14 protein-coding genes are annotated in these 13,089 nt (G+C 62.5%); 8 read left to right on the top strand and 6 right to left on the bottom strand.

Annotated features, from left to right (window positions below):
• Positions 1-243: 243 nt before the first annotated feature.
• From HT585_RS22325 to HT585_RS22315, 3 genes are all read right to left on the bottom strand, one after another.
• Positions 244-1,014 carry a VOC family protein gene (locus HT585_RS22325; protein ID WP_176354994.1) on the bottom strand — a complete coding sequence of 257 codons (771 nt, stop codon included), beginning with the start codon at positions 1,012-1,014 and terminating at the stop codon, positions 244-246.
• An 80-nt stretch (positions 1,015-1,094) separates the two neighbouring features.
• Complete coding sequence (locus HT585_RS22320; protein ID WP_176354993.1) at positions 1,095-1,559, bottom strand: DUF1579 domain-containing protein; 465 nt, start codon at positions 1,557-1,559, stop codon at positions 1,095-1,097.
• 120 nt (positions 1,560-1,679) lie between these two features.
• Entirely contained in the window at positions 1,680-2,408 is a 729-nt protein-coding gene (locus tag HT585_RS22315; protein ID WP_176354992.1) for a DUF899 domain-containing protein, read from the bottom strand.
• Between the two features lie 61 nt (positions 2,409-2,469).
• Here HT585_RS22315 and HT585_RS22310 point away from each other — a divergent pair, with 61 nt between their 5' ends.
• Complete coding sequence (locus tag HT585_RS22310; RefSeq protein ID WP_176354991.1) at positions 2,470-2,916, top strand: MarR family winged helix-turn-helix transcriptional regulator; 447 nt, start codon at positions 2,470-2,472, stop codon at positions 2,914-2,916.
• A 116-nt stretch (positions 2,917-3,032) separates the two neighbouring features.
• Here the strand turns inward: HT585_RS22310 and HT585_RS22305 are convergent, their stop codons facing one another.
• Positions 3,033-3,494, bottom strand: a complete 462-nt coding sequence (locus tag HT585_RS22305) for a MarR family winged helix-turn-helix transcriptional regulator (RefSeq protein WP_176354990.1) — start codon at positions 3,492-3,494, stop codon at positions 3,033-3,035.
• Positions 3,495-3,596: 102 nt separating this feature from the next.
• Between HT585_RS22305 and HT585_RS22300 the strand changes: the two genes are divergently transcribed.
• Together HT585_RS22300 and HT585_RS22295 are read left to right on the top strand one after the other, a co-directional pair.
• On the top strand, positions 3,597-4,004 hold the full coding sequence (locus tag HT585_RS22300) for a GFA family protein (RefSeq protein ID WP_176354989.1): 408 nt from the start codon (positions 3,597-3,599) through the stop codon (positions 4,002-4,004).
• Positions 4,005-4,160: 156 nt separating this feature from the next.
• Complete coding sequence (locus HT585_RS22295; protein ID WP_176354988.1) at positions 4,161-4,565, top strand: GFA family protein; 405 nt, start codon at positions 4,161-4,163, stop codon at positions 4,563-4,565.
• Between the two features lie 34 nt (positions 4,566-4,599).
• Here the strand turns inward: HT585_RS22295 and HT585_RS22290 are convergent, their stop codons facing one another.
• On the bottom strand, positions 4,600-5,028 hold the full coding sequence (locus HT585_RS22290) for a lipocalin-like domain-containing protein (protein ID WP_176354987.1): 429 nt from the start codon (positions 5,026-5,028) through the stop codon (positions 4,600-4,602).
• A 160-nt stretch (positions 5,029-5,188) separates the two neighbouring features.
• The gene (gene ilvD, locus HT585_RS22285) at positions 5,189-7,027 is read right to left on the bottom strand and encodes a dihydroxy-acid dehydratase (protein ID WP_176354986.1); all 1,839 of its coding nucleotides are present in this window, start codon (positions 7,025-7,027) and stop codon (positions 5,189-5,191) included.
• Between the two features lie 302 nt (positions 7,028-7,329).
• On the opposite strand from ilvD, the gene HT585_RS22280 reads away from it, so the two are divergent.
• The 5 genes from HT585_RS22280 (at position 7,330) to HT585_RS22260 (ending at position 12,885) form a co-directional block, all read left to right on the top strand.
• Positions 7,330-7,833 carry a hypothetical protein gene (locus tag HT585_RS22280; RefSeq protein ID WP_176354985.1) on the top strand — a complete coding sequence of 168 codons (504 nt, stop codon included), beginning with the start codon at positions 7,330-7,332 and terminating at the stop codon, positions 7,831-7,833.
• A gap of 11 nt (positions 7,834-7,844) precedes the next feature.
• Entirely contained in the window at positions 7,845-8,783 is a 939-nt protein-coding gene (gene dapA / locus HT585_RS22275) for a 4-hydroxy-tetrahydrodipicolinate synthase (protein ID WP_176354984.1), read from the top strand.
• 119 nt (positions 8,784-8,902) lie between these two features.
• The gene (locus tag HT585_RS22270) at positions 8,903-9,085 is read left to right on the top strand and encodes a hypothetical protein (RefSeq protein WP_176354983.1); all 183 of its coding nucleotides are present in this window, start codon (positions 8,903-8,905) and stop codon (positions 9,083-9,085) included.
• 36 nt (positions 9,086-9,121) lie between these two features.
• Positions 9,122-9,385: a hypothetical protein gene (locus HT585_RS22265; RefSeq protein WP_176354982.1), complete on the top strand. Its 264-nt coding sequence runs from the start codon at positions 9,122-9,124 to the stop codon at positions 9,383-9,385.
• A gap of 221 nt (positions 9,386-9,606) precedes the next feature.
• Positions 9,607-12,885, top strand: coding sequence for an adenylate/guanylate cyclase domain-containing protein (locus HT585_RS22260; RefSeq protein WP_176354981.1), 3,279 nt, complete (start codon positions 9,607-9,609; stop codon positions 12,883-12,885).
• The last annotated feature ends 204 nt before the right edge of the window (positions 12,886-13,089 follow it).

Genomic DNA, 13,089 nt, shown 5'->3' with positions numbered 1-13,089 from the left:
GACAATTCCTTGCCGCGGAGAACGAATGCTTTCCGCGATCAGTGATACGTGCCGCAGTAGTATCGCATAAGGTGTTAAATATCCTTGAAATACCCTAAAATACCATGGGTAAAACCGCAACTGAGGGATGCGCGCGGCGCAGGGCATGCGCCGTTGATGGAATTGTGCCGACGCCCGGTGCCAGAGCGGTTCTACCTGCCTGGCCCGCATCGGCGGTGCCAGGCAGATCCGTTTCAATGGCGTTCAGCCGCGCTGGCCGACCAGGGCGAAGAGGGCGCCTTGAGGGTCGAGCGCCTGGACGATCCAGGCCCCGCCCGGCACTTCCATGGGCTCAAGCACGATCTTGCCACCGCCGGACTTGATGCGCTCGATGGCCGTGTCGAGCGCTGGGACACTGAAGTAATAGAGCCAATAGGGTGACGGAATGTCCTTCGGCTTGGTCATCATGCCACCGGCCTGGGCGCCATCGATGGCAAAGATCTGATAGGTGCCCATCTCGCCCATATCCATGCCCTGGTCCTTGGTCCAGCCGAAGGCCCCGGCATAGAAGGGGAAGGCCGTGTCGAGGTCGCCGGACATCAGTTCGTGCCAGCCGATCTGGCCGGGCGCCATCGGGTCGACAGCGGGTGGAGGGGCGCCGATCCCGGTGAACAGTGCGAAGACCGCGCCATGCGGGTCGGTGGCGATAGCGAAGCGGCCGATGCCGGGGATGTCGTCGGGCGCGCGGTGGATCTTGCCGCCCTTGGCAGCAACATCCTCCGCCGCGGCATCGACATCATCGACGCCGATGTAGCCGAGCCAGGCGGGCGGCACGTTCATCTCGAGTGCGCCCTGGGGCATGGTCATCAGGCCTGCGACCTGCTGCTCGCCTTTGGTAAACAGGGTATAGCTCACGCCCGGCATGCCGGCGTCGCGGGCGTCCCATCCGACGACATCCTTGTAGAAGGTTTCTGCCGCCTGGGTGTCGGTCGTCATCAGTTCGTACCAGACGAATTTGCCGTGATGGCCTGCCATCTTCTGTCCTCCGGTTGCAAATTTGGAAACCGCGCCGACCGAGGCCAGCGCTCCCCGAGCTATGTGTTTGAAATTCGTCGTCAGATGCGGGTGTATTGCGCCGTCATCAGTTCCTTCCAGGTCCCGTCGTTGCTCTTGACATGGGCTGTCAGCAGCCGCCGGGATTGGTCGACAAGGGTTATTGCGTCACGATATCTGGACTGCTTTCCCGGAACATCGAAATCAGGACCATCGCAGTAAAGGGAGAGTGTCCGTCCGTCTGGTTCAAGCTCGCCGTCATAGATCCACATGTGGGTCATCATGGAACCGACCCAGGTCCCGACGAAGCGTTCGGTTTGGGGGTTGTAACCGAGGGTCATCAAGCTCTGGCCGAAATTGCCGTCCGGCATGGTGCCGCGCCCTTCGCAGATCGTCCAGAGACCTTCAAGGCTTCGAACCTGTTCTGTCCAGGGGATGCCTTTCGCCGGCGCATCCGGCGTGTGGACCTGCCAATCGCCGAGCAATTGCTCAAGCCAGCGATGGGCCTCCTGCGGCTCCGCATTCATCGATGTTTCCCTTCCGAGGGCGCTTGCCATTCGATACGAGATGCACGTCAAGGGTACAGGCGGTTAGAAACGCACCCGAAGACGAAAGGTTCCATCGTCGGGTGTGCTGCTTTGGAAGGCTTAACCGGCCTTGCGTCGAGGGGCGTCTTCGTATTCGTCGTGGCGACGCACGAAACCTTGCGTTCCATCCTCGTTTCGTCCCTTTGGCGCGCGGTCGAGAAGCATCAGCGTGCCGACCATTTCCTCGAGCCCTCGGGCATAAGTGGAATAGGTGTGGTAGACAGTGCCGTCGTCAGCCTTCTGGAAAGCGCTGAGGCCAGGCAGTTCTTCGTGCGCATTGCCACTTTCGGTCTCGGTGAAGTTGTAGACGACCTTGCCGTCAGCGAGTTCGGCCTGCGTGAACGCGACGTGAAAGTCGCTGTTGAAGCCGTTGCCCTCGGCCGAAACCCAGGGGAAATGCCAGTTCATGCGTTTCCTGTAGGCCTCGAGCTTGGAAAGCGGCGCATTGGAGGCGGCGATCAAGGTGACGTCGTGGTGATTGAGGTGCGGCAGCATGCCGTCGAAATGATCGACGAGGAACGAGCAGCCGGGGCACCCGGCTTCCCAGGTCGGACCGAACATGAAGTGATAGACGACCAGTTGGCTGCGCCCGTCGAACAGTTCGGCCAGTGACTTTTGACCGTTCGGCGTGTCGAAGATGTAGGATTTTTCCATCCTCACCCAGGGCAAAGCGAGGCGCGACTTGTTGACCTTGTCCCTCAGGTGGGTGTGTTCTTTTTCGAGCTCCAGAAGGGCTTTACGCGCTTCCAGCCATTCGCGTGGCGATACGACTGCATGCTCCTGTCTCATGCCCGTTCCTCCTTCCAACGTTGCACTTGACTAATTACGTTGATATCAACATTAATCGATCATGTCAAAATCACCCGTCATACCGTTCGAGACCACGGGGTTCGTGAAGGACACATGCCTGTGCCTGCATGTCCAGCGTGCAGCCCGCGCGCTCGCCCGCCAGTTCGACGAGGCCTTGCGCCCGCTCGACATCACCAACGGCCAATTTTCCCTGCTGATGTCGCTCAATCGCCCTGTCCCGCCAAACATGCGTGCCGTGGCTTCGTTGCTTGCCATGGACCGTACGACGCTGACGGCGGCGCTGAAGCCGCTGGAGCGGCGCGGGTTGGTCGAGATTTTCGCCGACGAAGACGATCGACGATCGCGCAGGCTGCGGCTGACGCCTGAGGGCGAGCAGCTTCTGGCACGGGCCGTTCCGATCTGGAAGGCCACCCACTCCGTCGTCGACGAGAAGCTGGGAGAGGGCGGGCCGGCGCGGTTGCGCGCCGATCTTCTGCAGTTCGTCTAAAGCCGAGCCAGCGCTCTGGAGTGTTCCGATTTAGACGGAATCGTAAAAGCAAATTATCTCTTTGTTTCTACACATTTATTATCGGAAAACTGCTTCGCGCTTTTCCTGGAAATGCTCTAAGCGGTCGTCGGGCGATCCCGCAAGAGGGCGATCGCTTGCCCGATCAATGTGGTTGCCTGTTGCAGCCGCTCCTCGCCGAGTTCCGCGCCGAACGCATCCGCCCATACGGCCTGCCTGGCCTTGATTTCATCCAGCACCTCCTCGCCGCGCGGCGTCGGTACCATCAGCTTGGCGCGCTGATGCGCCGGGTTGTCGACATAGGCGATCAACCCTTCCTCTTCGAGCAGATCGGCGATGCGCTGCACGCCTTGGCGGGCAAGGCCAAGCGCGCGTGCGGCATCGGCGACCGACATCGGCGCATGGTTTGCTGCCGCCAGCACCTGCCAGCGCGCGCTGGTCTGGCCCGAGGGTCTGGCGAGCACGTCGCCGGCCGCCGTCAGGGGGCCGGCGAGCCGCAGCACCGAGATGGCGAACTCAGCGAAAGCGTCGCCGGCAGGCGTGCGAAGGGGATCGTTCATGTTGACAGCGACAATCATTGTGCGATGGTGAATAATGACAGCATGTTGTCATGCTGGCGTGTTTGTCGCAAGCGTTTTTGACCGAACGAGGAGGAAATGGAAATGGCCAAGCGGACATACAAAGGCAGTTGCCACTGCGGCAAGGTGCGTTACGAAGCCGATTTCGATCTCGATGCCGGCACGACCAAGTGCAATTGCTCGCTCTGCGCCAAGGTGCGCTATTGGGGTGCGCAGGTCCGGCCGGGTGATTTTCGCCTGCTGTCGGAGGATGCCGATGTCGGCGACTACCAGTTCGGCGCCAAGGTCGGGCATCACCGCTTCTGCCGTGCCTGCGGCATCGTCCCGTTCAGCCACGGCTATGTCGAGGAGTTGGGCGGCGCATACTACTCCGTCAATCTTGCCAGCCTCGACGATCTCGATCCGTCGGCGCTTGCCGCGGCCTCCGTCTATTACATGGACGGGCGCAACGACGACTGGGCGAATGCGCCTTTGGAGGTTCGCCACCTCTAGATCAGGTCGCCCTGGGGCGACCTCGCCTCCTGCGATTTCTTTAAAAAACGCGCGCCCTTGAAATTGACAACTTATTGTCAATGTGCGAAATAAATGACAATAAGTTGTCATGAGAATGTTTTGAGACGATGCCGTTCTGATCCAGGAGTGAAGGCGATGAAAATGACCTACCGGGGAAGCTGCCATTGCGGAAAGATCCGCTACGAGGCCGATATCGATCTCGACGCCGGTACCGGCAAGTGCAATTGCTCGATCTGCTGGAAGAGGCGCTATTGGGGCGCGATCGTCAAACCGGATGCGTTCCGGCTGCAGGCCGAGGAAGTCGATATCGCCGACTACCAGTTCGGCAGCAACAGCGTACATCACCGCTTCTGCAAGACCTGCGGCATCGCCGCCTTCGGGCATGGCTATATCGAGGAAATTGGCGGCGCGTATTATTCCGTCAACGTCGCGACGCTCGATGACGTCGACCCCGCCGTGCTGGCCGAAGTGCCGGTGCAGTATATGGATGGCCGCAACAACAACTGGTTTCATCCGCCGGCCGAAACGCGCCATCTTTAGGGCCGTCTGGCTTGATCACGGCGCAGGGCGCGTTTCACACCTTCCGGAACTCGAGGTAGTAGGTCACCTCTTCGCCCGTTGTCGGATCGACGCCCGGCGCGCTGTGGATGACCAGCCGCTCGCCGTCCAGGATATAGGGTCGAACCAGGTCGGAGGTGCCCCAGATGGGGTTCCAGCTCGCATCGACATGATGGATGACCTTGCCGTCCTCAAGCGTGTAGGAGCCGGCATAGGCGAGCATCGAATCGAATAGCGCCACCTTCTCCTCATCGGTCGGTGTCGTGCCGTTCGGTACGGGCCGGTGACGCTCGACCACGACCGCAGTCATGCGGCCATCGGGCTGGTAGGAGAGGTAGCCGATCGGGTCCGGGCCCATCGCATCGGTGATCTCACCGGATGCAACAGCCCTGCGAGTCCAGGACAGCATTTTCCAGGTGCCGAGCAGGTCCGCTGCGCTTGTCATCGTTCACCTCAAAAAATTAGAGAAATCTAAAATAGCAGGTGAATCGAGCGCGGAACAGGCCGGCCGACCTTGGTATCGGCGTGTGGCTGTGAGCGGTGCCACCCGCACAAAAAAAAGGCCCCCGCGTGCGGGAGCCTTCGTCTCATCAACCGTTGCGCGGTCAGAGATCGCCGAGGTCGCGCACTGCTCCACGGTCTGCCGACGTCGCAAAGGCTGCATAGGCCTTGAGGGCTGTCGTCACCTTGCGCTTGCGGATCTCGGTCGGCTTCCAGCCGTTAGCGTCCTGCTCTGTGCGGCGGCGGCCGAGTTCCGCCTCGTCGACACGCAGGCTGATCGTGCGGTTGGGGATGTCGATGTCGATCATGTCGCCTTCGCGTACGAGGCCGATCATACCGCCGTTTGCCGCTTCCGGCGAGACGTGGCCGATCGAAAGGCCCGAGGTGCCGCCGGAGAAACGGCCGTCGGTGATCAGCGCGCAGGCCTTGCCGAGGCCCTTCGACTTCAGATAGCTCGTCGGATAGAGCATTTCCTGCATGCCTGGGCCGCCCTTGGGGCCTTCATAGCGGATGACGACGACGTCGCCGGCCTTGATCTCATTGGCAAGGATCGCCTTGACCGACGAATCCTGGCTTTCGAACACGCGGGCCGGACCGGAGAATTTCAGGATGCTCTCGTCGACGCCGGCGGTCTTCACGATGCAGCCGTCAAGCGCGATGTTGCCCTTGAGAACGGCAAGACCACCGTCCTTGGAGAAGGGATGCTCGACCGAGCGGATGACGCCCTTTTCACGGTCGGTGTCGAGTTCGTCCCAGCGGGCTGCCTGGCTGAAGGCGACCTGTGTCGGAACGCCGCCGGGAGCGGCGCGGAAGAAGTTGCGCACGGTTTCGCTGGTGGTGCGGGTGATGTCCCAACGGTCGATGGCGTGGCCGAGGGTTTCGCTGTGTACCGTCGGGCAATCGCGGTTGATCAAGCCACCCTTTTCGAGTTCGCCGAGGATCGACATGATGCCGCCGGCGCGGTGCACGTCTTCCATGTGCACGTCGCTCTTGGCCGGCGCCACCTTCGACAGGCAGGGAACCTTGCGCGACAGCCGGTCGATGTCGGCCATGGTGAAATCGACCTCGCCCTCATGGGCGGCGGCGAGAATGTGCAGAACCGTGTTGGTCGAGCCACCCATGGCGATGTCGAGCGCCATGGCGTTTTCAAATGCCTGCTTGGAGGCGACATTGCGCGGCAGAACGCTGTTGTCGTCCTGTTCGTAGTGGCGGCGGGTGATGTCGACGATCAGGTGGCCGGCTTCGACGAACAGGCGCTTGCGGTCGGCATGCGTTGCCAGCGTCGAGCCGTTGCCCGGCAGCGACAGGCCGAGGGCTTCGGTCAGACAGTTCATCGAGTTGGCGGTGAACATGCCGGAACAGGAACCGCAGGTCGGGCAGGCGGAGCGCTCGATGACCTTGACGTCCTCGTCGGAAATGTTGTCGTCGGCGGCGGCAACCATGGCATCGACCAGATCGAGCGCATGGGTCTTGCCGTGCAGGACGACCTTGCCGGCTTCCATCGGGCCGCCGGACACGAACACGGCGGGGATGTTGAGGCGCAGTGCGGCCATCAGCATGCCGGGGGTGATCTTGTCGCAGTTGGAGATGCAGACCATGGCGTCGGCGCAGTGCGCATTGACCATGTATTCGACACTATCGGCGATGATCTCGCGCGAGGGCAGCGAATAAAGCATGCCGTCATGGCCCATGGCGATGCCGTCATCGACGGCGATCGTGTTGAATTCCTTGGCGACGCCGCCGGCCGCCTCGATCTCGCGGGCGACGAGCTGGCCGAGGTCCTTCAGGTGCACGTGGCCCGGCACGAACTGCGTGAACGAGTTGACCACCGCAATAATCGGCTTGCCGAAGTCGCCATCCTTCATGCCCGTCGCGCGCCAAAGGCCGCGGGCGCCGGCCATGTTGCGGCCGTGGGTGGTGGTGCGGGAGCGATAGGCAGGCATGGACGTTTTCCTTCAAGGACCAAATGTCATTGGCTGATATGGCGATCACCGACCGCCAGTGCAGGGGCTACCTAGCGCAAAATTGCGTGCGCGTCATCTTTTGCGTCAGAATATTTCGACGCGATACGGGCCGCATTTCCGCCGGCTATCGCCGCCTTGCGGCACTCTAGCGCCGTGCCATTGCCTTGCACACCCGGCACGCGCTCCCCCTTATGAAAATCTTATGCCGGTCGCTGCAAGTCGCAATCGAAACCGGACGCGCGGCGGGGGTAGCGTTTGCTCATCGACAACGGGTGAGCACCATGACCCTTCACGATTTCAGCTTTCGCCATCGCTCCGACGCGCCGGATACCCACAGCTGCATCGGCGCCTTTCAGGGGGGCCATGCCGAAGGCGGACCGGGTGCCCTGAGGCATCTGCTCGTGCGCATCGCCACGGTTCGTCGGCTGCGCGAACATCACGTCTGGGAGGCCGTGCGGTTGCTCCAAGACAGGCCCGACCTGGTACCGGACGACTGGCCCGCGCGCCGCTTTCGCGATCTGATGGCCGCCGACGCGCTGGTCGATGCCGTGATCCACCTGACGACGGCCACCAAAGCCAAGCTCTGCCTGCGTACGCTCAGCCATGAGTGTGGGGTTTGGACCTGCACGCTACGCTATGCACCTGAAGGACCCGGCCGCGTCACATTCAAGGCGCGCCACGCCGATCTGGCAGCGGCGATCCTATCGGCCTTCCTGCAATGCTGCCGCGCCTATCGGCTTGTCATCGAAAGCCAGGGCGCCCGCAGCAGTCATCTCCCAACCTGAAGGATATTTCCATGAGCGATCATTCGCTTCGCCTCGAAGGGGCGATCACGGCGCTGGTCACGCCATTCAAGGACGGCAAGGTCGATGGCATCGGCCTGATGTCGCTCGTCGAATGGCAGATACGTCACGGCATTTCCGGTGTCGTCGCCTGCGGAACGACGGGCGAAGCGGCGACGCTCTCGCGCGCCGAGCGTTCGATGGTCATCGAACGGTGCGTCGAGGTGGCCGAAAGAAAAATCCCGGTTGTCGCCGGCACCGGCACGAACTGCACGCAAACGACGATCGAACTGACGGCAGAGGCAAAGGCGCTCGGTGCCGATGCCGCGCTCATCGTTGCGCCCTATTACAGCAAGCCCTCGCAGGAGGGGATTTATCGCCACTATGAGGCGGTGGTCCGGGCTGTCGATCTGCCCGTCATCGTCTACAATGTGCCCTCGCGCACCGGCGTCGACGTGGCGCCGCGCACGCTGGAGCGATTGGCGCAACTGCCCGGTATCGTCGGCATCAAGGACGCGACGGGGGACATCGGCCGCTTCCTTGCGTCATCGCCGGCGGTCAAGGCGCGGCTAAGCCAATTCTCCGGCAACGACCAGACGGCGCTGCCTTTCAACCTCTGCGGCGGGCATGGGACGATCTCGGTGGCGGCAAATGTCGTGCCGCGGCTGATGGTTTCTTTGCACCATGCGATCGCAACCGGCAACGCCCAGGCGGCCGTCGCCATCCATCAACGGCTCCAACCCCTGTTCACGGCGCTCGAACGCGAAACCAACCCGGGCCCGATCAAATATGCGCTGCATCTGGCGCGGGACTTCAGTCCCGAAGTGCGGCTGCCGCTGACAACGGTGTCGCCTGAAACGGCGGCGGAAATTCGCTCGGCGCTCGAACCGCTGATCGAGACGCGGGGCGCCCAGCACCTCCGTTCCCGCTTGCCTCTGGCGCTCGTGAGCTGAACTTACGTCGCGGCGATCGATCAGTCGGTTCCATGTCATCGCAGATTGGACGGCTCTTGCCGTTGCGCACGATCGGCTCTGCCCGTGCCTCGCATCAAACCCCTCAAAGGAGACAGACCATGTCACGCTTTCCCCACCTTGCCGCGCAGGCGGAACAAAGGCGCCGTTCGCAGGAGATCGAGCCCTATCCAGCCGACAACAGTGTCGTTCGCGATGCCTTCCTCGGGATCGGAATCCGCCTCGGCATCGTGCTTGGGCTCGCATACGGCATCCAGACCGTGATCCCCTGGCTTGCCGGCTGAGCGGCCGCGCTCTTCATCAATGAGGTAAATTCGATCATGGGCAGTATGCAGCAGCAGGTACGGCGCGGCTTTCGGGCGCGGGCACGGTTCGTCGTCGGGCGCGACAGTCACGGATGGTGGGTTGTTTCCGACCGCAAGGGACTGGTCGGAGGGCTCTTTACCAACGAGGCGGCGGCGATCCATTTCGCAGTGGAGGCAAGCGATCGGCACCCCGAAAACGTGTGCCGCGCACCGGACGATGCCGCAATCGATCTCGGGACGTTTGCGAGCAGGCCGTCTTCGCGCAGGCCCCACTCCTGATTCGACGTCATTGCTTCCGTCGGTCGAGGCGTCCGCTTGGCCGACGGGTGAGTGCAGAAGGGCGCCAATGTGCTCCCTGTTCGGATCCTGTCAGACCTTGACATCTTCATGTTAGCGATTGCTTGCAAACCCGCGGCCGCGGGTTCATTGTTTTGCGTTGACTGTGTCCAAATGGCTCTGGATAGCATGCGGCGCGGGGCCTCTGCGAAGGTTCGCTATTGATGAAGTGTCACGAGTGCGGTTGCGAGATCCAGGGGCGTTTTTCGTTTTGCCCGAGCTGCGGGGCCAGACAGCAGAGCCCGTGCCCGGGGTGCGGTGCAGACTGTCAGCCCGGTTTCGCCTTCTGTCCGAATTGCGGGATGCCGTTGGACAAGCCGGTGGCCGTAAAGGTCCTGGTGTCGGGGCAGGTTGCCGTCATGCCCCTGCCGAGGGCGGCACGGGGGCAATCCGCATCGGTATCGAGCGACAATGAAAATGCCGACCGTCGCACGGCGACCATCCTTTTTGCTGATTTGTGCGGTTTCACCGGCCTTGGCGAGCATATGGATCCGGAGATCCTGCAGACCTTTCAGAATGAACTTTTTGCGGAATTGACCGAAGCGGTCGAAACCTATGGCGGCTTCGTCGACAAATTCATCGGCGATGCCTTGCTCGCGCTTTTTGGCGCCCCGGTGGCGCATGAGGACGATGCCGAGCGCGCCCTTCGCGCAGCGATCGACATGATCGCGCGGGTAAACCTGATCGGTGAACGCTGGGAGGATCGCATCGGCGCGCCGTTGAACCTGCATATCGGCTTGAATACCGGCACCGTCGTCGCCGGTGCCCTGGGTGCTGGAGACAGCAAATCCTATTCGGTCACAGGGGATGCCGTGAACACCGCCCAGCGCCTGCAGTCCATGGCGGGACCCGGTGAGATTCTCGTTGGGCCGGTCACCTATCGAGTGACCCGGCATGCCTTCGCCTATGAGGCGCTGGGCGCAACCGCGTTGCGCGGCAAAGCCGGCATTGTCGAAGTCTACCGGTTGATCAAGGTCCTTGATGCCCCGGGTGCCGCCCGCGGCCTGGAGGCTCTGGGCCTGACGTCACCGCTGGTCGGGCGCGACGCGGAAATGAAGCGGCTGCTCGATTGTCTGGAGCTTGCCTGTGAGGGAGCGGCGCAACTGGTGCGGCTGTCCGGCGAGGCAGGGATGGGAAAATCGCGGCTCGTCAGTACATTTCTCGGGCTGGTTGCCGTCGACCCGCGATTCGGGAATGTCGTCGTTCGCAGGGCAAGCTCATCTCCGCTTGGCGAGCCTTCCTACGGCGTCCTGGCATCTGTGTTGCGCGGCGCCTATGGCATCTCGACCCTTGATACCCTGGAACGCACCACTGAATTGCTGACGGCGGGTCTGGCCGAGATCGGCTTTGCGGCCGAAAAACTTGAACAGCTCCTCCCGCTCTTCCTGCGCATCCTGGGAATGGGAACGCAGGACGAAAGCTTGCGGCATGTCGAGCCGGAACAGATGCGTCGCCAGCTCTTTGCAGCGGTGCGCGCCATCTTCGAGCGACGCCTGTCGCGAACGCCGCTGCTGCTGGTGATCGAGGATCTACACTGGGCCGATGCCGCGTCCCTCGATGCCATCGCCTTTATCCTCGATCGGATGGAGGGCAGTCCATTGATGATGCTGACGACGGAGCGTCCCGAGACGGCGGTCGACCGGCTGAGACCTGGCCGAACGAGCCTGACGGCGTTGCGGCTTGCGCCGCTCACCGATGCCGAAGGGCACAGGCTGCTGTCCGCCTTCTTCGGTGCCGATGGTCTGCACCGGGGGTTGGCGGGCCGCATACTGGCGCGCGCCGGCGGGAACCCGCTGTTCATCGAAGAAATCGTGCGCGGCCTGATCGAAGTCGATGCTCTCAAGCACTTCGGCGCCGCCTGGCGCGTGGTCGAGCGCGAGGCGACCGTCGATATTCCGGTGACCATCGAAGCCATGCTGCTCGGCAGGGTAGACCGGCTGCAGCCGCCGTCGCGCAGGCTGCTTCATCATGCGGCGGTCATCGGCCCACGGTTCGATGTCGATCTGCTTCGGGGCGTCGCCGGCGACGAACCCACGATCGATGCAGCGCTGGATATCCTGTGTGATGCCGAGATTATCGAGGAGACGCGAGAGGGCCGCCTGCAGGGCGCGCAAACCTACCGCTTCACCCAGACGCTGTTGCAGGAGGTGGTCTACAACAACCTGCTTCTGCGGCGGCGTGCGGAGATACACGCCGTCGTCGCCGACCGGCTCGAGCGCCGCTACGGAGCGCAGACCACGAGACTGGAGGAAATGGCGCTGCTTGGCCACCACTTCAGCCAGTCGGAGGACAAGTCGAAGGGCGCACGCTATCTCATGGCGGCGGGTGAACGTGCGCAGGCGATCTATGCGAACGACGATGCCATCCGGTTCTACAAACAGGCGATGGCCGCCTGGGCGGCGGCCGGGGAAGAGGGCGCCGAATGGCTTGCCGCCCGCGAGCGGGTTGCCGATCTCCTCGGGCCCTCGGGTCAGCGCGACGCGGCCACAGGGCACTATGCATCCCTCCTCGACGTCTATCGCGCCACTGACGACCGGATCTCTTCGGCCCGCATCCAGCGCAAGTTCGGACATCTGTTGTGGGAGGCGGCCCGACGCGATGAGGCACTGACGGCCTTCGCGAACGCAGCCCAGCTTCTGCGGGACGCGGATGCGCCGATCGAAAGCGCCCATCTCTCCCAGGAGCGGGGCCACCTTGCCTTTCGCATGGGCAACTATGCCGACGCGATCGTCTGGGCCGACGATGCCTTGAAGCGTGTCGGTGGCCTGGCACCGCAAGCACCGGACGCTCGGCGTGAAATGGACCGGGTGACGGCAGAAGCCCTCAATACCAAGGGCGTGGCGCTGGCACGCCTCAACCGCGGTTCCGAGGCGATCGCAACCATCGAGCGCAGCGTCGCCGTCGCGGAGGCTGCCGATCTGCTCAATGCGGCCTGCCGCGGCTATACCAATCTTGCCGTTCTCTACACGATCATCGAGCCGCGCAGGGCCATCGAAGTGTGCAAGTTCGGCTTCGACATGGCGCACCGTATCGGCGACCTTGGTTTTCAGGCGCGACTGCTTTCCAATTTGGCCGTGGCCTATTGCACCTTCACAGATCGCTGTGCGGCCGACGGCATCCCGGCCGCCGAACGGGCGATCGCCATCGACCGCGAACTCGATCAGCGCGATCATCTGGCGGTGTCGTTGCTGGTCCTGGGACAGATCGACCAGTGTCATGGTCGCCCTGATGTCGCGCGGCGTCTCTACGAGGAGGCTCTCGAACTCGCGTTCGAAACGCGAGAGGCGCAGCTGTTGTTTCCGTGCTATGATGGCTTGGCGACACTCTGCCTCGATGCGGGTGACCTCGACGGTGCGGAACGGCACTTTGCTTCGGCTCGCGACATATGCACACGGCACGGTCTCGATCCCGAAGCGCTGATGATATTGCCGTTCCTCGACTGAAGCATGTCGCGCAAAAGTGTGCCGCGGTTTTGCGACAACGACATGCGCGAAACAAGAAATTAAAGCGCAGCAAGCGAATCTGAAAGATCGCGACGCGCTTCAGGGCAGGTCCCTCGAAGGTATGTAAGGCGATCCGGATTGCAGGATCGGGCCCCAATGGGTGTCCGAAATACAAATCTGTGTCGCCAATTCGGTTCTGCGTCA

The organism is Ensifer oleiphilus (assembly GCF_013371465.1).
Lineage (GTDB): Bacteria > Pseudomonadota > Alphaproteobacteria > Rhizobiales > Rhizobiaceae > Ensifer > Ensifer oleiphilus.
Note: the sequence above shows the minus strand (reverse complement) of the source record. Positions and strands in the feature narration are given on the sequence as shown.

What these genes read in the sequence shown, in the direction of transcription:
- HT585_RS22290 (WP_176354987.1), bottom strand. Translation starts at nt 5,028, where the DNA reads ATGACAAGCGCAGCGGACCTGCTCGGCACCTGGAAAATGCTGTCCTGG.
- HT585_RS22280 (WP_176354985.1), top strand. Translation starts at nt 7,330, where the DNA reads ATGACCCTTCACGATTTCAGCTTTCGCCATCGCTCCGACGCGCCGGAT.
- HT585_RS22300 (WP_176354989.1), top strand. Translation starts at nt 3,597, where the DNA reads ATGGCCAAGCGGACATACAAAGGCAGTTGCCACTGCGGCAAGGTGCGT.
- HT585_RS22310 (WP_176354991.1), top strand. Translation starts at nt 2,470, where the DNA reads ATGTCAAAATCACCCGTCATACCGTTCGAGACCACGGGGTTCGTGAAG.
- HT585_RS22325 (WP_176354994.1), bottom strand. Translation starts at nt 1,014, where the DNA reads ATGGCAGGCCATCACGGCAAATTCGTCTGGTACGAACTGATGACGACC.
- HT585_RS22270 (WP_176354983.1), top strand. Translation starts at nt 8,903, where the DNA reads ATGTCACGCTTTCCCCACCTTGCCGCGCAGGCGGAACAAAGGCGCCGT.
- HT585_RS22295 (WP_176354988.1), top strand. Translation starts at nt 4,161, where the DNA reads ATGAAAATGACCTACCGGGGAAGCTGCCATTGCGGAAAGATCCGCTAC.
- ilvD (WP_176354986.1), bottom strand. Translation starts at nt 7,027, where the DNA reads ATGCCTGCCTATCGCTCCCGCACCACCACCCACGGCCGCAACATGGCC.
- HT585_RS22320 (WP_176354993.1), bottom strand. Translation starts at nt 1,559, where the DNA reads ATGAATGCGGAGCCGCAGGAGGCCCATCGCTGGCTTGAGCAATTGCTC.
- HT585_RS22305 (WP_176354990.1), bottom strand. Translation starts at nt 3,494, where the DNA reads ATGAACGATCCCCTTCGCACGCCTGCCGGCGACGCTTTCGCTGAGTTC.
- HT585_RS22260 (WP_176354981.1), top strand. Translation starts at nt 9,607, where the DNA reads ATGAAGTGTCACGAGTGCGGTTGCGAGATCCAGGGGCGTTTTTCGTTT.
- HT585_RS22315 (WP_176354992.1), bottom strand. Translation starts at nt 2,408, where the DNA reads ATGAGACAGGAGCATGCAGTCGTATCGCCACGCGAATGGCTGGAAGCG.
- dapA (WP_176354984.1), top strand. Translation starts at nt 7,845, where the DNA reads ATGAGCGATCATTCGCTTCGCCTCGAAGGGGCGATCACGGCGCTGGTC.
- HT585_RS22265 (WP_176354982.1), top strand. Translation starts at nt 9,122, where the DNA reads ATGGGCAGTATGCAGCAGCAGGTACGGCGCGGCTTTCGGGCGCGGGCA.